This window comes from Halegenticoccus tardaugens (genome assembly GCF_004116405.1).
Lineage (GTDB): Archaea > Halobacteriota > Halobacteria > Halobacteriales > Haloferacaceae > Halegenticoccus > Halegenticoccus tardaugens.
This window is the reverse complement of sequence record NZ_SDIC01000011.1, coordinates 153,279-172,082: the sequence shown is the minus strand read 5'-3', so window position 1 is coordinate 172,082 and position 18,804 is coordinate 153,279. Positions and strand designations below refer to the sequence as shown.

The 18,804-nt window shown below is 67.5% G+C and carries 22 protein-coding genes; 7 read left to right on the top strand and 15 right to left on the bottom strand.

Annotated elements, in window-relative coordinates:
* Together C3L37_RS25955 and C3L37_RS23180 are read left to right on the top strand one after the other, a co-directional pair.
* On the top strand, positions 1 to 130 hold a 130-nt coding region (locus tag C3L37_RS25955), incomplete at its 5' end, for an AMP-binding enzyme (protein ID WP_146333969.1).
* A 107-nt stretch (positions 131 to 237) separates the two neighbouring features.
* Entirely contained in the window at positions 238 to 954 is a 717-nt protein-coding gene (locus C3L37_RS23180; protein WP_129116902.1) for a ThuA domain-containing protein, read from the top strand.
* Between the two features lie 18 nt (positions 955 to 972).
* Here C3L37_RS23180 and C3L37_RS23175 read toward each other — a convergent pair whose 3' ends face one another.
* The 5 genes from C3L37_RS23175 to C3L37_RS23160 all read right to left on the bottom strand — a co-directional run bounded on the left by C3L37_RS23175 (position 973) and on the right by C3L37_RS23160 (position 4,645).
* Positions 973 to 1,398 carry a hypothetical protein gene (locus C3L37_RS23175; RefSeq protein WP_129116901.1) on the bottom strand — a complete coding sequence of 142 codons (426 nt, stop codon included), beginning with the start codon at positions 1,396 to 1,398 and terminating at the stop codon, positions 973 to 975.
* Positions 1,399 to 1,703: 305 nt separating this feature from the next.
* A complete protein-coding gene (locus C3L37_RS23170; RefSeq protein ID WP_129116900.1) occupies positions 1,704 to 2,102 on the bottom strand; it encodes a Fic family protein in 399 nt (132 codons plus the stop codon).
* A gap of 94 nt (positions 2,103 to 2,196) precedes the next feature.
* Positions 2,197 to 3,177, bottom strand: a complete 981-nt coding sequence (locus C3L37_RS23165; protein ID WP_228546444.1) for a nucleoside hydrolase — start codon at positions 3,175 to 3,177, stop codon at positions 2,197 to 2,199.
* A 153-nt stretch (positions 3,178 to 3,330) separates the two neighbouring features.
* Positions 3,331 to 3,492, bottom strand: a complete 162-nt coding sequence (locus C3L37_RS24635; protein WP_164974855.1) for a hypothetical protein — start codon at positions 3,490 to 3,492, stop codon at positions 3,331 to 3,333.
* 292 nt (positions 3,493 to 3,784) lie between these two features.
* A complete protein-coding gene (locus tag C3L37_RS23160; protein ID WP_129116899.1) occupies positions 3,785 to 4,645 on the bottom strand; it encodes a hypothetical protein in 861 nt (286 codons plus the stop codon).
* A 228-nt stretch (positions 4,646 to 4,873) separates the two neighbouring features.
* Here C3L37_RS23160 and C3L37_RS23155 point away from each other — a divergent pair, with 228 nt between their 5' ends.
* Positions 4,874 to 5,335, top strand: coding sequence for an ester cyclase (locus tag C3L37_RS23155; RefSeq protein ID WP_129116898.1), 462 nt, complete (start codon positions 4,874 to 4,876; stop codon positions 5,333 to 5,335).
* Between the two features lie 299 nt (positions 5,336 to 5,634).
* On the opposite strand, the gene pyrI is transcribed toward C3L37_RS23155, so the two are convergent.
* The 5 genes from pyrI to gdhB form a co-directional block, all read right to left on the bottom strand.
* A complete protein-coding gene (gene pyrI / locus C3L37_RS23150; RefSeq protein ID WP_129116897.1) occupies positions 5,635 to 6,126 on the bottom strand; it encodes an aspartate carbamoyltransferase regulatory subunit in 492 nt (163 codons plus the stop codon).
* Positions 6,123 to 7,025 (bottom strand): aspartate carbamoyltransferase, encoded by a 903-nt coding sequence (gene pyrB, locus C3L37_RS23145; protein ID WP_129116896.1) that lies wholly within the window; start codon positions 7,023 to 7,025, stop codon positions 6,123 to 6,125. The genes pyrI and pyrB overlap by 4 nt, the downstream gene beginning before the upstream one ends.
* Positions 7,026 to 7,153: 128 nt before the next feature.
* Positions 7,154 to 8,410: a Glu/Leu/Phe/Val family dehydrogenase gene (locus C3L37_RS23140; RefSeq protein WP_129116895.1), complete on the bottom strand. Its 1,257-nt coding sequence runs from the start codon at positions 8,408 to 8,410 to the stop codon at positions 7,154 to 7,156.
* 58 nt (positions 8,411 to 8,468) lie between these two features.
* A complete protein-coding gene (locus tag C3L37_RS23135) occupies positions 8,469 to 9,326 on the bottom strand; it encodes an HpcH/HpaI aldolase/citrate lyase family protein (RefSeq protein WP_129116894.1) in 858 nt (285 codons plus the stop codon).
* Positions 9,327 to 9,497: 171 nt separating this feature from the next.
* Positions 9,498 to 10,784, bottom strand: a complete 1,287-nt coding sequence (gdhB, locus tag C3L37_RS23130) for a glutamate dehydrogenase GdhB (protein WP_129116893.1) — start codon at positions 10,782 to 10,784, stop codon at positions 9,498 to 9,500.
* Positions 10,785 to 10,960: 176 nt separating this feature from the next.
* On the opposite strand from gdhB, the gene C3L37_RS23125 reads away from it, so the two are divergent.
* From C3L37_RS23125 to C3L37_RS23115, 3 genes are all read left to right on the top strand, one after another.
* Complete coding sequence (locus C3L37_RS23125) at positions 10,961 to 11,464, top strand: MaoC family dehydratase (protein WP_323740478.1); 504 nt, start codon at positions 10,961 to 10,963, stop codon at positions 11,462 to 11,464.
* 106 nt (positions 11,465 to 11,570) lie between these two features.
* Positions 11,571 to 12,182: a PH domain-containing protein gene (locus tag C3L37_RS23120; RefSeq protein ID WP_129116891.1), complete on the top strand. Its 612-nt coding sequence runs from the start codon at positions 11,571 to 11,573 to the stop codon at positions 12,180 to 12,182.
* On the top strand, positions 12,179 to 12,769 hold the full coding sequence (locus tag C3L37_RS23115) for a PH domain-containing protein (protein WP_164974854.1): 591 nt from the start codon (positions 12,179 to 12,181) through the stop codon (positions 12,767 to 12,769). The genes C3L37_RS23120 and C3L37_RS23115 overlap by 4 nt, the downstream gene beginning before the upstream one ends.
* Here C3L37_RS23115 and C3L37_RS23110 read toward each other — a convergent pair.
* From C3L37_RS23110 to C3L37_RS23090, 5 genes are all read right to left on the bottom strand, one after another.
* On the bottom strand, positions 12,761 to 13,138 hold the full coding sequence (locus tag C3L37_RS23110; RefSeq protein WP_129116889.1) for a hypothetical protein: 378 nt from the start codon (positions 13,136 to 13,138) through the stop codon (positions 12,761 to 12,763). The two genes, C3L37_RS23115 and C3L37_RS23110, sit on opposite strands and share 9 nt — an antisense overlap.
* A 126-nt stretch (positions 13,139 to 13,264) precedes the next feature.
* Positions 13,265 to 15,013: an acyl-CoA carboxylase subunit beta gene (locus C3L37_RS23105; RefSeq protein WP_129116888.1), complete on the bottom strand. Its 1,749-nt coding sequence runs from the start codon at positions 15,011 to 15,013 to the stop codon at positions 13,265 to 13,267.
* A gap of 218 nt (positions 15,014 to 15,231) precedes the next feature.
* Positions 15,232 to 16,119 carry a class 1 fructose-bisphosphatase gene (locus tag C3L37_RS23100; RefSeq protein WP_129116887.1) on the bottom strand — a complete coding sequence of 296 codons (888 nt, stop codon included), beginning with the start codon at positions 16,117 to 16,119 and terminating at the stop codon, positions 15,232 to 15,234.
* Positions 16,119 to 16,949 carry a class I fructose-bisphosphate aldolase gene (locus tag C3L37_RS23095; RefSeq protein WP_129116886.1) on the bottom strand — a complete coding sequence of 277 codons (831 nt, stop codon included), beginning with the start codon at positions 16,947 to 16,949 and terminating at the stop codon, positions 16,119 to 16,121. The genes C3L37_RS23100 and C3L37_RS23095 overlap by 1 nt, the downstream gene beginning before the upstream one ends.
* Before the next feature lie 150 nt (positions 16,950 to 17,099).
* Positions 17,100 to 17,699 carry a DUF7409 domain-containing protein gene (locus tag C3L37_RS23090; RefSeq protein ID WP_129116885.1) on the bottom strand — a complete coding sequence of 200 codons (600 nt, stop codon included), beginning with the start codon at positions 17,697 to 17,699 and terminating at the stop codon, positions 17,100 to 17,102.
* Positions 17,700 to 17,838: 139 nt separating this feature from the next.
* On the opposite strand from C3L37_RS23090, the gene C3L37_RS23085 reads away from it, so the two are divergent.
* A complete protein-coding gene (locus C3L37_RS23085; RefSeq protein WP_129116884.1) occupies positions 17,839 to 18,696 on the top strand; it encodes a 3-hydroxyacyl-CoA dehydrogenase family protein in 858 nt (285 codons plus the stop codon).
* Positions 18,697 to 18,804 lie beyond the last annotated feature (108 nt).

Genomic DNA, 18,804 nt, shown 5'->3' with positions numbered 1-18,804 from the left:
CTGCCTCTCGAACCTCGCCGAGTACAAACACCCCCGCGAGATCGAGTTCGTCGACGAACTCCCGCGCACCACCACCGGCAAAGTCCAGAAGTTCGAACTGCAAGAACGCGAGCCGACGACGGGGGCGTAGGAAGGCGAACGGCGAGACGTCGGCGGGGATCGCCCTCCCGTCGCGCCTCGGATGACGGCCCGCGGCGTGGCGGTGGCTACTTGTGGCCCCCCGACGACCGACCGGTGATGACGCGCGTCACCATCTGGAACGAGTACCGACACGAACGGGAGAACGAGGCCGTCGCCGAGATCTACCCGGAGGGGATCCACGCGGCGATCGCCGAGGGGCTGGGGGAGTACGGCTTCGAGACGCGGACGGCGACGCTCGACGAGCCGGAGCACGGCCTGCCCGAGTCGGTGCTCGACGAGACGGACGTGTTGACGTGGTGGGGCCACCGCGCGCACGACGAGGTGTCCGACGAGGTCGTAGAGCGGGTTCGCGAGCGCGTCCTCGACGGCATGGGGCTCCTCGTGCTCCACTCGGGCCACTACTCGAAGATCTTCAAGCGGCTCATGGGGACGACGTGCGCGCTGAAGTGGCGCGAGGCGGGCGAGCGCGAGCGGGTGTGGGTCGTGGAACCCGGCCACCCCATCGCCGAGGGGCTGGACGAGCGCTTCGAGGTGTCCGAGGCGGAGATGTACGGCGAGCGCTTCGACGTCCCCGCGCCCGAGACACTCGTGTTCGCGAGCTGGTTCGAGGGCGGCGAGGTGTTCCGATCGGGCTGTTGTTACACCCGCGGGTCGGGCCGGATCTTCTACTTCCGACCGGGCCACGAGACGTACCCGATCTACTACCAGGAGGAGATCAGGCAAGTGCTCGCGAACGCCGTCGAGTGGGCCGCGCCGACGGACGGACCGGAGCCGGCGTTCGGAAACGGGGAACCGATCGAAGCGCTGGAGTGAGCCGGGTTTCGGAGTCGCCTACGAGCCGATCTCTTCGGTCGACCGAGAGCGCACGGTTCTCCGCCGGTAATACGCGACGAGCCCGCCGAACACGCCGACGCCGGCGACGAGCGCGGAGATCACCGTGACGAGCCACTCCTGCACCGCGAAGCTCCCGCGAAGCCAGTCGGCGACGACGGCGGCGAGGAGGACGAACGCCGCGAGCGCGAAGAACCCTCTCGCTGCGTGGACGTAACTCCCCTCGTCGAACCGCGGCGTCTCCCCGCGCAGCAGGGACGGGATCGCGTCCGCCAGCGCGACCAAGAGAAGCGTCGCGAGGAGCGCGATTCCTGCGCGCAACGACAGCGACGAGATCGCGGGCTGGAGCGCTTGCGCGGCGACGACGTACGCGAAGAACACCACGAGAGTGCGAGAAAATTCCTCGACCGAACCGAGCGTACCCATGCCTCGAACACGTCGGCCAAGCTTAAAATACCGCGCGTCGACCGTTCCGGCGCGGACGAAAACGGACCTTCTGTCCGTGATGAACCGTGCCAACCGGAGTCGATTGGATTCCCGCGGTCGCAGTGGTGTTTGGTTTCCCGGTCACTCGTGCAGCGCGTCGAGTAGCTCTCGATCTTCTTCTGCAAGCCGTTCGATCCGCGAACGGTGCTTCTTGAGATCCGAATCGTGGCGTTCGCGGGCGCGCTTACTCATCGGCTCTTTGTAGTTTGCCGTCCCCCTTGAATCTTCGCGTGGTACATCGCTCGTCATGGAGTAAGTCGTTTTTCGTCGATTTCGCCTGATTGTAACCACTCAGCGAGTTCATCGACGTCGAACCGTCGAACGTTTTTCAACACGCGGTGCGCTAGTTCGCCGCGTTCGGCCGGAATCTCTCCGTGCCGTTCGAGGTACTCACGCGCCGTCAGCCACGCCGTCCGCTTGTTGCCATCTTCAAAGTAGTGGGCCGTGATGATATGACGGAGTAGCGCCGCCGCGCGCAGATAGATATCTTCCGTGTCATCGTCGTCCGAGATGTCACGGAGTAGCCGTTTCAATTTCAGCTGAGGGGCTGCGACACGCGCTCCACGGAACTTCAGCTCGTACTCTTCCTCTATGAAAACGTGCGTATCGATTATTTCTTCCGCCGTCGGGAGATCGTCGCTCATCCCTCCTCCGGACGTGTGGTCATATTGATTTCGAATACCGACAGGTACCTCTTCAATTCGACGCAAACCGATTCGCGATACTGAGCGGATGGGTCTACAGCGGCCGCTCGGGATCGCCCGCCTCTACCATCCCGGCGAACATCTCCTCGAACAGCGCCGCGTCCGCCGCCTCGACGACGCGCGTCCGCGCCGGTCGGTCGGTGACGCCGGTCGTGTCGACGACGCTGTGGCCGCGGGTGAGACCCTCGCGCTCGTCCACGTCGGCGTGGTAGGTCCCGACCGATTCGCGGAGTTCGGGGGCCATCGCCAGCGCGACGGTAAGCGAGTCGGGCTGGGTCGCGCCGTCGATCCCCTGCTCCTCGCGGGTGAACTCCCGGACGGGCTCCGAGATCGTCCGAACGAAGTCCGCGTAGGGGGTGTCCGCGTCGGCGAAGCGGTCGAACGCCTCGCCGTCGATCACCGACGCCGAGAGCGACAGCCCCCAGTCGACGAGGGTCACGTCCAGTTCCCGGAGGACGAGCTTCGCGGCGTCGGGGTCGACCCAGAAGTTGAACTCCGCCGCGGGGGTGACGTTGCCCGGCGCGTGGACCGCGCCGCCCATCGCCCACACCTCGTCGACGTAGTCGTTCAGGTCCGGCTCGCGCTGGAGCGCCATCGCCACGTTCGTCAGGGGACCGATGCAGAGGAGCGACACCTCGCCGGGATCCTCGCGGACCGTCCGGAGGATGTAGTCGACGGCGTGCTCGTCGGCCGAAGGGATTCCGGTGTCGGGGAACAGGTCGCCGCCGAGGCCGCCCTCGCCGTGGACGTAGTCCGCGTGCTCGTGATCTTTCAGGAGCGGACTTCGCGCGCCCTCGTGGACCGGCACGTCGCCCGCCGCGCCGGCGAGATCGAGCGCGTACTTCGCGTTTTCGACCTCGTAGTCGAACTCGACGTTGCCGGCGACGATCGTGAGGCCGTCCACGTCGAGCCGATCCGAGAGGACGGCCATCAAAATCGCCTGCGCGTCGTCGCCCGCCGTGTCGGTGTCGACGACGACGCGACGCGGCGCGTCGTCCGACATCGTTCGTTCCATGGACACATTCCGGCGACCGGCGTGAAAGTGGTTGCGTCACGGGTCAACCGCTCGCCGTCGACGGCGCGCTCGTGGCGCAGTGAGAGCGCCCCCGCGAGTGCGGGCGACGGCGTACGACCGCCGTCGACGACGAGCGCGACCGCCGCGGACGGCTCACCGGCCGCTCAGCACGTTCGTCGAGCCGCACTCGGGACAGCGGGTCAACCGCCCGAGCGGCGGGGAGACGACGTGGTCCCACTCGTCACCGCCGGCCGGCGCGGCGTAGCCGCACTTGAGACACCGCGAGAGACGCTCGGCGTCGGCTTCGGTGGCCATGTGCGAACAATGCGCACAACCCGGCAAAGCGTTTTCGGCGCGGCGTCCGGTTCCGGAAGGGGGATCGCGGGCCGGTCCGCCGGCTTCGGAGGGTAGTGTCAGCCAGCCGCGCAGACTAAGCCCGTGCGAACCCTTGCGTCTCCATGGCAAAGCCCACCCGCGGTCAACGGCGGCTGTTGTACGGGCTCTTCGCCGTCGCGATCCTCGTGACGATCCTCGGAATCGTCGCCGTCTGGGCGCTCTCGTACGGGCCCCTCGGGTAGTCGGTCGATCCTCGTCGCTCGGCCGGTGATCAGTCCTCGTCGCGCCCGTGCGTGACGCCCTCTCTCTCGTCCGCCCGTTTGCGGCGGATCGCGGCGGCCGCGTTGCTCGCGTCGTAGCCGAAGAGCACGTCCTTCGCGTACGCCTCGGCGACCTCCGTCGCGTGGACGAGGTCGTCGACGTCGACGTTCACGGCGTACAGTTCGACGGAGAAGGGGGTGCCGCGCTCCGGGTCCTCCGGGGACCAATCGAGGGCGCTGTTGAACCCCCGGGCGATGGTTTCGAGCCAGTAGGTCGTCCCGTAGTGGGTGTCGTAGAGGGGGACGACGAACTCGTCGACGTGCTCGGCGAGGGCGTCGAGGTCGAGGCCCGCCCGCCGGTAGAGGTGACCCGGATACGGGTCCGGGTAGAGCGTCAGGTACGTCCGCCCCGGGATCCGGGCGGTCGCCTCGGCGACGAACTCGGTGATGACCGACGCGCGCCACTCGAACCGGTCGTCGTAGTCGCTCTCCGCGAAGAGGCGGGCGCACCGCTCGCAGTGGCAGTACTCCTCGCGCGGGAAGCCCACGTCGTCGAGCCGGACGTCCTCATTTTCGGCGGCGCAGTCGTCGACGATCTCCAGAAGCCCCGCGCGGTACTTCTCGTTCGTCGGGCAGATGTACGCCCAGTCGAAGTACGTCCGGTCGCGGGTGGCGAGTTCGCCGTCCGGATTCACGGGGACCAGTTCGGGGTCGCCGTTCGCGGCGGCGTTGTCCCCGAAACAGGAGATCATGTTGACCGCGTCCGAAAGCGGCGCGGCGGCCCGTCCGGTGACGTCCTTCACCTCGTAGAACGCGCGGTCGAACTCCGACCAGTCGACCTCCTTCGCGTTTCGCGTGACGACCCCGTACATGGTCCACCCTTCGAAAGCGCGGCGGGTAAGTCGTTCGCTCCCGCCGCGTTTTCGAAGCGGGAGTCCGTCTCGTCCGCCTCGACGGCGTGCGGTCGTCGGCCCCGATCGCTCGGAATCGGGCGACCGTCCGGTACCGAGAGATCGTTCGGTACCGGAGGACCGTCCGTCATCGTGTCATACGATACCGTCTATCTCGACGGTGGCGTACTAGCGAACGGGTGAACGGACGTGGCGACAGTAGACACGAACGAGGGAGCCGAGATGGCCGTGGTTCGTCGATTCTTCGACGAGCTCGTGAACGAGGGCGACTTCACCGCCGTCGACGAGATCCTCGCGCCGGAGTACGTCCGACGCGAGGCGGGATCGGACGAGGTCATGCGCGGTCCGGAGGCGTTCGAGGCGTTCATCACGGACGCCCGACGCGCGTTCTCCGGCATGGAGGTGACGATCGACGAGATGTTGGTCGCCGACGGCGCCGTCGTCGTCCGGGCGAGAGAGCGCGGGACGCACGACGGCGAGTTCATGAGCGTCGAGCCCACGGGCGAGCGGGTCGAGGTCGAAGGGATCGTCATCCACCGCGTCGACGACGGACGGATCGTCGAGACGTACGCGTGCTGGGACATGCTCGGGATGATGCGACAGCTCGGCGTCGTCCCGCCGACGGAAACCGGAGCGCCATCGAAGGCGTAGACTGCGAAACGAGCGCCGTCGGCGACGACATCGCGTCATCCGTCGTCGGCGTGCACCGTCGGTGACGACATACGTTCTCCGTCGTCAGCGTGCGCCGTCGGCGACACCGGGTTATCCGTCGACGTCGGTCGACTCGGGCCCGCCCGCGACGCCGACGAAGACGGAGAGCGCGACGATCAGCGCGGCGAACAGGACGAATTTCGCCCTTCTGGACATGTCGAATCGTACGGCGGCCTTCCACAAATCGGTTTCCTCCGTCCGCGAACCGATCCGATCGACCCGTCGCGTCGCCGCGGGCGTCAGGCGGCGTCGATGTGCGCCGCGAGATTCCGTCGGAGGATCGTCCCGCAGTAGGCGCAGCGGACGCCGTCGAACCGCCGCTCGGACGCGTCGCCGCCCGCGGAGACGACCTCGAACTTCGACTCGACCGGCTCGTTCGCGTTCGTGATGCAGTTGTGGTTCGGACACGACAGCACCCCGGTCACGAGGTCGGGTCGTTCGACCCGGAGCTTCTCCGCGACGTCGTACTCGCGAATGATGTTGATCGTCGCCTCGGGCGCGATGAGCGAGAGCACGTCCACCTCCGACTGGCTGAGCTCGCGGTCCTCCACCTTGACGATGTCCTTGCGGCCGAGCCTGTCGCTCGGGACGTTCATCCCGACGCTGACGCTCTCGCCCGCGCTCCCGTCGATGCCGAGGATCGCGAGCACGTTCAGCGCCTGCCCGCCGGTGACGTGGTCGATGACGGTGCCGTTTCGGATCTTGCTGACGCGGAGTTGGTGGTCGCTCATAGTAGCTGGTCGAGCAGGGCCATTCGCACGGGGACGCCGTTGTGCGCCTGTTCGAAGTATCGCGCGTGGTCGGTCGCGTCGACCGCGGGGTCGATCTCGTCGACGCGCGGCAGCGGGTGCATCACCGTCAGGTCGTCCGCCGCCGCGCCGAGGGTGTCGGCGTCGATCCGGTACTCGCCCGCGACGGCGCGGTACTCGTTTTCGTCGGGGAAGCGCTCGCGCTGGATTCGAGTCACGTAGAGCACGTCGAGTTCCGGCAGGATCTCGCCGAGTTCCTCGTGCTCTCGGACCTGCGCGCCCGCCTCGTGGAGGTCGAATCTGACGCTCCGCGGGAGTCGGAGGCTCTCTGGGCTGACGAAGTGTTGCCGCGCGTCGAAGTTCGTGAGCGCGTGCGCCAGCGAGTGGACGGTCCGACCGTACTTCAGATCGCCCATGACGCCGATCGTGAGGTCGTCGAGGCCGTGACTCTCGCGGATCGTAAAGAGGTCGAGGAGCGTCTGCGTCGGGTGCTGGCCCGCGCCGTCACCGGCGTTCACGAGCGGCACGTCGACGAACTCGGCGGCCATCTTCGCCGCCCCCTCGCTGGGGTGACGGAGCACGATCCCGTCGGCGTAGCCGGAGATGACCCGAACGGTGTCGGCGAGGGTTTCACCCTTCTTCACGGATGAGGATTCGACCGTGCCCATGTCGACCGTGTCGCCGCCGAGGCGCTTCATCGCCGCGTCGAAGCTCATCTTCGTGCGCGTGCTCGGCTCGAAAAAGCAGAGGGCGAGCACCGTCCCGGCGTGGCGCTCCCGGAACGCCGCCGTGTTCTCGGCGATCTCGGACGCGCGGTCGAGCACCGCCTCGATGTCCTCCCGCGCGAGCTGGTGTGCGGAGATGAGGTGGTCCTGACGCATCACCTGTGAGGGGACGGTGCAGGGGCTTGAATGTCCCGGGTGCCTCCCTCCCAGAGTTATACACGAACGTGGTCATTCCCCGCCGTCGAACTCGACGCGCTCTCCCGCCCTGCGGCCGCGTCCCGATCCTACGGCCAGGTGCCGCCCTGCTCGTACGCCTTGAGCACCCGTTCGACGGCGACGACGTACGCCGCGGTGCGGAAGTTCGGCAGATTCTTCGTCTCGTACGCCGCGATGAGATCCGCGAACGCGTCGACGACGATCCGTTCCAGTTCGTCGTTGACGCGCTCTTCCGACCAGTAGAACCGCTGGCGGTTCTGCACCCACTCGAAGTACGAGACGGTGACCCCGCCCGCGTTCGCGAGGATGTCGGGGAACACGGACACGTCTCGGGCGGTGAGGACGTCGTCGGCCTCCGGCGTGAGCGGTCCGTTGGCGGCTTCGACGATCACGTCGGCCCGGACCTCCTCCGCGAGGTCGCCGTCGATGGCGTTTTCGAGCGCCGCGGGGACGAGCAGGTCGACGTCGAGCGTCAGGAGGTCCTCGTTCGAGATCTCGTCCTCGGCGTTCGGATAGCCCGTGACGCTCCCCGTCTCGTTCTTGTGGGACTTCACCGCGCGCGCGTCGAGCCCTTCGGAGTTGTACGCCGCACCCCTCGAGTCGGAGACGGCGACGACCGTCGCTCCGAGATCCTCGATGAGGAAGGCGGCGATCGAGCCGGCGTTGCCGTAGCCCTGTACCGCGACCGTCGCGCCCTCCATCTCCTTTCCGAGGTAATCGAACGCCTCGCGCGCCGTGAGCATCGTGGAGCGACCGGTCGCCTCGACGCGACCCGCGCTGCCGCCGCTGTCGGGGGCCTTGCCGGTGATGACGCCCGGCGCGGTCGTGTTTTCGAGCGTCTCGTAGGTGTCCTTGATCCAGTTCATCTCGCGCTGGCCGGTGTTCACGTCCGGCGCGGGGATGTCCCTGTCCACGCCGATGAACGGCCGGAGTTCCTTCGCGAACGAGCGCGTGATCCGTTCGAGTTCGGCCTCGCTGTAGTCGTCCGGATCGAGCGCGATGCCGCCCTTGCCGCCGCCGAAGGGCACGTCGACGATGGCGGTCTTGTACACCATCCACCCCGACAGCGCCTTCACCTCGTCGCGGGAGACGTTCGGGTGGTACCGGATCCCGCCCTTGTACGGGCCGCGGTCGCCGTTGAACTGCGACCGGTACGCCCGGAACACCTCGATCGTTCCGTCGTCCATCTCCACCGAGAGGTTCGCCTCCAGCACGCGATCGGGGTTCTTCAGTCGCTCCAGCACGTCGGGCGAGACGTCGAGATACGCCGCGGCGTCGTCTAACTGCCGTTGCAGACTCTCGAACGGGTTGGCCTCCTCCGCCATGCTTCAGCCACCGACGGGACGACGGTTAAGGATGCCGAATTCTTACCATACCTGAAAATTAATATTCCTTAAACATGCCGGCCGCGCGGGCTCGTTCGACGACGCGCTTCGCCTGCGCGACGAGCGGCGCGTCGATCATCTCCCCTTCGACGCGGAAGACGCCCCGTCCCGACTCGTCGGCCTCCTCGCGGGCGGCGAGCACCTTCCGCGCCCACTCGACGCGCTCGCGGTCGGGCGTGAAGGCGTCGTTGATCACCGGGACCTGCGCGGGGTGTATCGCCAGTTTGCCGTCGTAGCCGAGCGTGATCGCGAACGTCGTTTCGGCGGCCAGTCCCTCCCCGTCTTCGAAATCGGTGTAGACGGTGTCGATCGCGTCGACGCCGCCGACGCTCGCCGCCAGCACCACTCGCTCGCGAGCGTACAACACCTCGGTCCCCTCTTCGGTCCGCGTCGCACCGACGTCGGCCGCGAGATCCTCCGCGCCGAACACGAGCGCGTCGGTCCCGTCCGCGAGCGCGATCTCGTCGGCCGCGAGCACGCCGGCGGCGCTCTCGATCAGCGCGAAGATCGGGAGCTCCCACCCGTGCGAGGCGAGCACGTCGTCGACCTTCGCGACGTCCGCCGCCGAGGCGACCTTCGGGACCATCACCGCGTCGAGCCGACAGTCGGCCGCGAGCACGTCGGCGAGATCGTCCCGCGCGGCCTCGCCGGGATTGACGCGGAGGCAGACTTCCGCCTCGGGATCGAACGCCGGGTCCGAGAGCACGTCGCGGACGGACCCGCGCGCCTCCGACTTCCGCGGCGGCGCGACCGCGTCTTCGAGGTCGAACACGAGCGCGTCCGCGCCGGTTTCGGGCGCTTTTCGCATCAGTTCGGGTCGATCGCCCGGCGAGAACAGCACGCTTCTGCGAGCCATAGTCGGTACGAGGGCGGCGGACGTTTATATACTATGGCGCGGCCAGACGCCCCGTGATCTGACGTCCGCCGCGGAACGGGCTGCGGTCGCGCGGCGCGCCGTTTCGCGTCTCGACCGCGCCGCCTGTCCGCCCCCCGCCCCTTCAGCGGCCTCCGCGCGGTACAACCCGCTCTACGGCCACAGGCCGCGCGCTTCGTGCGCTTCGGCGACCCGCGAGAGCGCGACGATGTACGCCGCGTCGCGCCACGTCACACCCCTCGTCTCTACTTCCTCGCGCACCGCGTTCCACGCCTTCAGCATCTCCGCCTCCAGCTCCTCGTTGACCCGTTCCAGCGACCACGCCCGGCGGTTGATGTCCTGGAGCCACTCGAAGTACGAGACCGTGACGCCGCCTGCGTTCGCCAAAATGTCGGGGACGACCGGAATTCCGCGCTCTTCGAAGATCGCGTCCGCGCCGGTCGTCGTCGGTCCGTTCGCCCCCTCGACGACCATCCGCGCGCGCACGTCGCCGGCGTTCGCCGCCGTGAGGACGTTACCCACGGCGGCGGGGATCAGGACGTCCACGTCCAACAGGAGCAGTTCCTCGTTCGAGAGCGTCTCCGGCGCGTCGTACCCGGAAACCATGCCGGGCTGTTCGTCGTGACCTTCGAGATCCCGCGTGTCGAGCCCGTCGAGGTCGAACACCGCGCCGTCCACGTCCGAGACGGCCACGACCGTCGCGCCGAGGTCGTCGAGGAAGCGCGCGGCGTTCGCGCCGACGCTCCCGAACCCCTGCACCGCGACCGTGGTCTCGGTCACGTCCCAGCCGTAGTACTCGATCGCCTCGCGGGCGACGATCCCGACGCTCCGGCCCGGCGACTCTTCGCGACCGTGGCTCCCGCCGACGACCGGCGGCTTACCGGTGACGACCCCCGGGATCGTCTCGCCTTCCTGCATCGAGTAGGCGTCCATGAACCACGCCATCACCTGCGGGTCGGTCCCCATGTCCGGGGCCGGAATGTCGCGCATCGGCCCGATGACGTCGCGAAGTTCCTCCGCGAAGCGGCGCGTGAGCCGCTCCTTTTCGCCTTCGCTTAGGTCCTTGGGATCGACCACGACCCCGCCCTTCCCGCCGCCGAAGGGGATGTCCATCACCGCGCACTTCCACGTCATCCACATCGCGAGGCCGATGCACTCCTCCGCGTTCACGCCGGGGTGGTACCGCAGGCCGCCCTTGAACGGTCCGCGGACGCTGTCGTGCTGCGCGCGGTAACCGGTGTAGACCGCCGTCTCGCCACCGTCTCGCTGGAGCGGGATCGACACCTGGTGGACCTTGTCGGGGTGTTTCAGGCGCTCGATCACCCCGCGGTCGACGTCGAGGTGCGCGGCGGCGCGTTCGAGCTGTCGTCGCGCCGTTTCGACCGCCGTTTCCGCCTCCGATTCGTCCCGTTCGGATGCTGTGGCTGTTGCTGACGTCATGTGAGAGCTCGTGCGGCTGACCATGCGAAGATTTCGCACGGTCGCGTCGGTGAAAGCCCCCGTCGATCGAACCGTCGGTGACGCGTCGGGGGCATCCGTCGGACGGTGCGTCCTCGACGCACATAATTATTTTTAATTTATTTTGGTCGTGTCAGTATTTGCCGACCGGCGCACGGATTCGGACCGCCACGACCGCTAGGGTTTTGCACCGAGATTCCGACGTGGCGGACATGGCGGGACGCTACTACGAGGAGTTCGAAGTCGGCGAAACGATCGAACACGAAAAGCGCCGGACGGTGAGCGAGAGCGACAACCAGCGCTTTTGCGACATGACGATGAACCAGCAGCCGCTGCACCTCGACGCCGAGTTCGCCGCCGACACGCGGTTCGGCGAGCGGCTCGTCAACGGGCTGTACACGATGAGCCTCGCCGTCGGGCTGACGATCCCCGAGACGACGGACGGAACCATCGTCGCCAATCTCTCGTACGACGGCGTCGAGCACCCCCACCCGGTGTTCCACGGCGACACGATCCGCGCGCGCTCGACGGTGACCGAAACGCGCGAAACCTCCGACGGCGAGCGCGGCATCGTGACGATGCACGTCGAGGCGTTCAACCAGGACGACGCCCTCGTCTGCGAGTTCGACCGCACGGTGCTGTCGTTGAAACGCCCCGAGTGATCGACCCCCGACGGCGGAGCGACGGACCCATCGCGTCGACGTACTGGGTTTCGTCGTCGGAGCCATCCAGCCAAGCGTTTTATCGGTCGCCTGTGATGGCGATCGCATGGACGTAGATCCTTCGTTCGAGTGGCTGACGCTCGACGAAGACGAGGAGATCCTCTGGTCGAGCACGCCGCACCGCTACAGCCTCGCCCCCGAACTCGCGGTCGGAATCCCCCTTTCGCTCGTGCTGATCGGCATCCCCATCGTCGTCGCCGCGTACCTGAGCTACCGAAACACCCACTACGTCGTCACGACGGCCGGGCTGTACCGGAAAACGGGAATTCTCTCCCGCGACGTACAGACGGTCGGGTTCGACAAGGTCCAGAACATCTCGTACAACCAGACGGCGTTGGGCTCGGCCCTCGGGTACGGTAACGTCGACGTCAGCACCGCCGGAAGCGCCGGCGTGGAGTTGCGCTTCCGGAACGTTCCCGATCCGGCGGCGGTACAGGAACTCATCGGTCGGCGGACCGGTTCCCGCGCCGACCGCACGGCCAAAGCGGGTGACGGTGACGACCCGTCCGAGGTTCTGGACGAGATACTCGCCGAACTGCGGGCGATCAGGCTCGCGCTGGAGGCGGGGCGATCCGCGACCGACGACGGCGACGGGGACCCCGACGTCGACCCCGCGGCGGCCGAGTCGCCCCGAAACGTCGACGGACGGGAACCGTGAGCGCCGACAAAGCCGAACCGTGGTTGTGGCTCCGGACGGGCGAAGAAGTGCGTTGGCGAGGCCGCCCGCGGGTCGCCCGGATTCTCCCGTCGGTCGTCTTCGGTCTCGCGATCGTCGCAACGGCGACGGGGCTGGCGATCCTCGTCGACCCCGTCGCCGTCGCGCTCGCCGCGTTCGGCGTCGTCCCCCCGGCGGCGGCGTTCCTTCGGGTGACGAACACCGAGTTCGTCGTCACGTCGCGCGGGCTCTGGGTCAAAACCGGCGTCCTCGGGCGAACCGTCCGGCGGGTGAACGGCGACCGGATCCAGAACACGGCCTACCGGCAGTCGGTTCGCGGGTCGCTCTTCGGGTACGGAACCGTCGTCGCGGAGGTGGCCGGAGGTTCCGACGTCCGATTCTTCGACGTACGGGACCCCCAAAGCGTCGAGGAGCTGATCGCCAACTGTGCGCCGCACGACGGAGGGATCCCGGGCCGAATCGATCAGTGGCGGGCGATTCTGGCGACGATCAGGGACGTTCGCGCGGCGGTCGAAACACCCGCGCTGCGCGGGGATTGTAGAGAGGACGGAGACGGACGGTCAGAGTAGACCGACGAGCCGCGCGACGTTGAGACAGACCGCGCCGCCCCACGGCACCGAAAGCAGCGCGGGAACGATCCACTGGCTACGGGCGGGGAGAGCGAGCCACCCGCCGACGCCCACCGCGAGCGATCCGCCTTTGAGCGCCACCAGTCCGGCGACGGGACCGATCGCGGCCATCGACGCCACCGCGATCGGATTCGACTCGACCAACCCTCGATCGAGCCCGACCGTCGTCACGCCGATGTCGAGCCAGAACGTGGCGAGCGCGAGCGTCCACAGGGCGGCCTCCCGTCGAGAGAGCTCGCCGATCGAGGCGGCCCAGCGCGTTCGGATCGCGGGGACGAGTCGTCCACGCCGATCGTTCGAGTGTGACATCCCTTCGTCCTCCGGATCGCGTCGGACCGACCGAGGGCCGCGAGGCCCATTACTATCGACTGCCAAAACTCACGGGAAGCGCGCTTAACAGGCGCCTAAGGTGCTTCGAGCGACGATCGACGATCGCTAGAGGACGGTGCCGTGTTTCTTGTTCGGCAGGGACTTTTCGACCGTCTCGTAGAACGCAAAGCGCGCTTCGAGCTCCTCGCGGAGCGTACTCGGGGGGACGACCTCGTCGATGACGACCTCGCTCGCCATGCGGTGGGCGTCGATGTCCTGTCTGTACTCCTCGCGGAGCTCCCGCTCGCGCTCCGCGCGCGCCTCGGGATCGTCGATGGCGGCGAGCTTGTTCGCGTAGACTGCGTTGATGGCGGCCTCGGGACCCATGATGCCGATCTCGCCGCTCGGCAGCGCGATGACGCTCTCGGGGTCGTAGGCGGGACCGCCCATCGCGTAGATGCCCGCGCCGTACGCCTTGCGGACGATCACCGTCTGCTTCGGCACCGTCGCCGACGAGGTGGCGTAGATGAACTTCTTGCCCTTCTCGAGGATGGCGTCCTTTTCCACCTGCGACCCGGCCATGAATCCCGGCGTGTCGCAGAGGTAGAGAAGCGGGATCTCGTAGGCGTCGCAGGTCCAGATGAACTCCGCGGCTTTCTCCGCGGCGTCCGGGAAGATCGCCCCCGAGCGCTCCGTCGGCTGGTTGGCGACGACGCCGACGGGTCGGCCGTCGATGCGAACGAACGCGGTGACGATCTCCGTCCCGTAGTCGGGTCTGAGTTCGAACACCGATTCGGCGTCCGCGACGCGTTCTATCAGGTCGAACACGTCGTACGGCCGGTTGGGCGACTCGGGGATGAGTTCGTCGATGCCGGCGGGCGCGTACGTCGGGGGCTTCGACTCGCTCTGCGGCGGCTTCTCTCCCGCCTTGTCGGGGAGGTAGGCGAGAAGTCGCGCCACGAGGTCGCGGGCGTGCGCCTCGTCGCGCGCGACGAGGTCGGCGCTGCCCGAATACCGCGCGTGGATCTCCGGACCGCCGAGGTCCCGCATGTCGATCTCCTCGCCGGTGACCATCTTCACCATCCGGGGGCTGGCGATGGCCATCGCGCTCATCCCCTCGACCATGATCGTGAAGTCTGCGAAGACGGGCGTGTACGCCGCACCGGCGATACACGGCCCGTAGAGGACGCAGATCTGCGGGACGCGCCCGGAGAGCATCGAGTGGTTGTAGTAGTACTTGCCGATCCCCTCGCGGTTGGCGAAAAAGCCCGTCTGCTGGTCGATGCGACCGCCGGACGAGTCCATGAGGTACAGCACCGGCTTGCCGGATTTCAGGGCGCGCTCTTGCATGCGGAGGAACTTCTCGACGCCCCGGCGGGCCATGCTGCCGGCCTTGACGGTGAAGTCGTTCGCCATGAAGTGCAGCTCCCGCCCCTCGAACTCGGCCGCGCCCGTGATCATCCCGTCGGCGGGGAGGCGATCGCCCGGGTCGTACTCGGCCACTTCGGGGCTGTCGGGGTGCCACTCGTCGAACGCCGCGAACTTGCCGTCCTCGAACTTCACCCCGTCCTCGCCGAACCACAGGTCGAGGCGGTCGCGGACGAATAGCTTCCCCTGCTCCGGCAGACGGTCCCTGTACTTTTCGGGACCTCCCTGAAGGATGTCCTCGATCTCCGACCGCAGCGCCTCTTCGCGCGCCGTCGGCCCCAGGTCGTCGTCGAGCGGGTACTCGATCGCCGGCGGTCGCGCCGTCGCCGCCGGCGCGTCCGCGTCCCCGACGTGTACCTCGACGTCGACGCCGAGATGCTCCGCCAGCGCGGTCGCGATGGCGCTTGCCTCCTCGTCGTTCGCACCCTCGCCGATGCGGACCTTCATGGTGCGGTCTGCGTCCGACGGTTGCAAATGGTTTTCCATGTGGGACCGGGCGTGTCGCGACCGAAGATTCTTATTCGAGGACGGGACCACCGACAGCGTGATCTGAAAACGCGCCGCGGGGCGGCCGAGGCGGGTGCGCGGTGCACCGTCCCGCGATCTCCCGGCACCGCCTGTCCGCCACTGCGGAGACGCGACGTCCTCCGGAATCAAAAAGTCGCTCAGGCCAGCGCCGATTCGAGGCGGTCGATCAGTCCTTCGTTGCCGACGTACAGCGGCACGCGCTGGTGGAGGTCCGTCGGCTCGACCGCGAGCAGCGACCGCTCGCCGTCCGACGACCGGCCGCCGGCGCACTCGATGATGTACCCGATGGGGTTCCCCTCGAACTGGAGGCGCAGCTTCCCCTCCGGCGCGGATTCGAGGGTCGGGTATGCGAACACGCCGCCGTAAGTGAGCACCTGGTTGATGTCGCCGATCATCGCGCCGCCGTAGCGGAGCTTCATGCGCTCGTCGCTCTCGACCTCGCGGGCGTACTCGGCGAACTCGTCCGTCCAGTCGGGAACGCGCCCGCCGAAGCCGTACACGAGCGGGTCCGCGGGGAGTTCGACCTCCTCGCGGACGGCTTCGAGCGTCCCGTCGTCGACGACGTACTCTGTGACGTGCCCGTCTCGAGCGACGGCCATCGTGGTGATCGGCCCGTAGAGGACGTACGCCGCCGCGACGAGGTCGCGCCCGGACGCGGGCAGCGGCGCGTCGTAGACGGCGACGATCGTTCCCATCGTATTGTTCGGCTTGAGGTTCGACGAGCCGTCGAGCGGATCGACGCCGACGGAGAGCCCGGTCCCGTCTCCGACGTCGAGCACCGATTCGCGCTCCTCGCTCGCGTATTCGACGACGTCGTCGATCGCGCCGATCTCCTCCAGGAGAAGGTCGTCGGCGTGAGCGTCCGCGGCGAGTTGCGTCTCGCCGCTCGGATTCGTCTCGCCGCGCTCGACTCGACGGCCTGGGAGACACGCGCGGATCTCCGGGGCGAGCGACGCGACGGCCCTGACGATCTCGTCGACGGAATCGGCGTCCGACGCGTTCGGAGGGTTTACGGTCGTGGCCATCAGTCGAGCGCCGCGTCCGCGGTCTTTTCGCCCCCGGAGGACAGTCCTTCGAGCGCTTCGTCGGCCGTGGCGTCCTCGAAGATCACCGCCTCCAGCGCGTCGAGGATCTCCGTCGGATTCTCCCGCTGGAAGACGTTCCGTCCGACGGCGAGACCCGACGCTCCGGCGTTCATCGCCGTCTCGACGGTTTCGAGGAACGCGCGATCGTCCGCCTTCGATCCGCCGCTCATGACGACCTTCGTCCCCGCGGCGGCCCGACAGGCCCACTCCATCGCCTCGCCGGAGCCGGGGTACTTGATCTTCGTGATGTCGGCACCGAGTTCGAGCCCCATCCGCGCAGCGTAGGCGATCGTTCCCGCGCTGGTGTCGTTTTTCAGTCCTTGACCGCGTGGGTAGGACCACATGACGACCGCCATGTCGTTGGCGCGGGCGGCCTCGTGCGCCTTCCGGAACTCCTCCGTCATCTCGACTTCGTTGTTCGACCCACCGTAGACGGTGAAGCCGACGGCGTCGGCGCCGATGTCGGCGGCGTAGTCGACCGACCAGTTGACCGAGCTGTCGGGCTCGCCCATCCAGAGGTTCGAAGTACCGTTGAGCTTCGCCAGGAGCGTCACGTCGTCCTCGTACGAGGGATAATACCCCTCAGCGACTCCCTTCTGCACCGCGAGCGCCGTCACGGCGTCGTGCGTCGCGACCTCGAACACCGTCTCGGGGTCGATCGTCTGCGGCACCGGCTCGAAGTCGACCGGCCCGTGCTCCAGCCCGTGGTCGTACGCGAGGATTAGCGCCTTCCCGTCCCGTGTGATCGCATCGTCGGCGTGTGGGAGCATTCGGTCTGAAATCCGGTAACCAATTATATAAATGGTGCGGCCACGGGTAAAACCGTGAATGTCTGATATCTCGAGACAGGAGGCTTCAATCAGGTATTTACGCGAATCCGAGTAGGAAAGAAAATTACTACTCAGATAGTAAAATGCGACTCAATCGTATCGCTCGCGGGCGGCGGCGTGCCACGTCCGAACCGTCGTACCGTCGAGTTCGAGGACGTCCGCCACGCGCTCCGGATCGGCGGTCGCGAGGCCGCGGATCGACGTGATCCCCGCCTCCGAGAGGCGCGTCGCGTCGTCGTCGCCGACCTCGTCGAGCGCCGAGGTGGGCGTCGGCTTGCTCCGTTCGCGCCACGTGGCCTCGGCGGCGGCCGGATCGCCGCTTCCGTCGGTTTCGGCGGGCTCCGAGGCGGTGCTCGCGTCATCGTCCTCCCGCCAGTCGCCGGCGCTGGCGGCGACCCACGCCCGTTCGGCGGCGTCCAGACCGCGGATCTGCGAGGACCGCCGCGCGAGGTCCTCGCCGGACGATTCGAACGACCACGACAGCGAGTGCTCCCTGCGGATGCGCGCCGCGACGCCGGGGTTGACGCCGGCGTCGACGAGTTCGGTGTACGAGACGCGCTTCGTGGCGATTCCGACGGCGTCTATCTTCGACGATTCGAGCGCAGTCGCGGTCGCCGGCCCGACGAATCGGAGGTCCGTCGGATCGTCGATCGCCTCCACCTCGTCGATCTCCTCGCTCACCTCGCTCATCACACCCTCCTGATACTCGAACGTTCCCCCACCGAGACTTGAAACTTTCCATATATGTTATATTGTTTTAATTTTCGGCGGTCCCGGTCGACGCGCCCCGTCCGCTATCCTTACAACGACGCCGGGCGCAGTCGCGCCCATGCGTGGTTTGGACAGCATCGAGCGGATCGGCGTGGTCGGTGCGGGGACGATGGGCAACGGGATCGCGCAGGTGGCGGCGACCGCGGGCTACGACGTGGTCATGCGCGACCTCGAAGCCGACTTTCTCGACCGAGGCTTTTCGAGCATCGACGACAGCCTCTCGCGGTTCGTCGAGAAGGACCGGCTGTCGGAGACGGAGGCGGAGGAGATCCGCGGGCGCGTCGAGGGGACGACGGACCTCTCCGACCTCGCCGACTGCGATCTGATCGTGGAGGCGGCGGTCGAGAACATGGAGGTGAAGCGAGACGTCTTCGCCGACCTCGACGGGATCGCGGAGGGGGACGTGGTGCTCGCGACGAACACGAGCACGCTCTCGATCACGACGATCGCGAGCGCGACCGATCGACCCGAACTCGTCGTCGGGCTGCACTTTATGAACCCCGTGCCGATCATGACGGGCGTCGAGGTGGTCGTCGGAGAGAAGACCGACGACGAGGTGGTCGATTTGGCGCACGATCTCTCCGAAAAACTGGGCAAGGAGACGTGGGTGTCCGACGACAAGCCCGGGTTCGTCACCAACCGCATCCTGATGCCGTGGATCAACGAGGGGATCCGCGCCTACGACGAGGGCGTCGCCGCGAAGGGGGACATCGACGCCGGGATGACGCTCGGCACGAACGTCCCGATGGGACCGCTCGAACTCGCGGACCACATCGGGCTGGACATCTGTCTCGACGCGACGGAGACGCTGTTCGAGGAGCTCGGCGACCGGTACAAACCGGCCTACCTCCTGAAGCGGAAGGTCGCCGCGGGCGACCTCGGGAAGAAGACCGGAAAGGGATTCTACGAGTACTGACCGGACTTTCGCAAGACCGACTCGAGCCGGGGGTCGACGGCTCCGCTGAGACGAGCGTCGAAACGCGCGGTGGGGGAGAGGGCGGATGCGCCGTACGGTAGGGGCGAA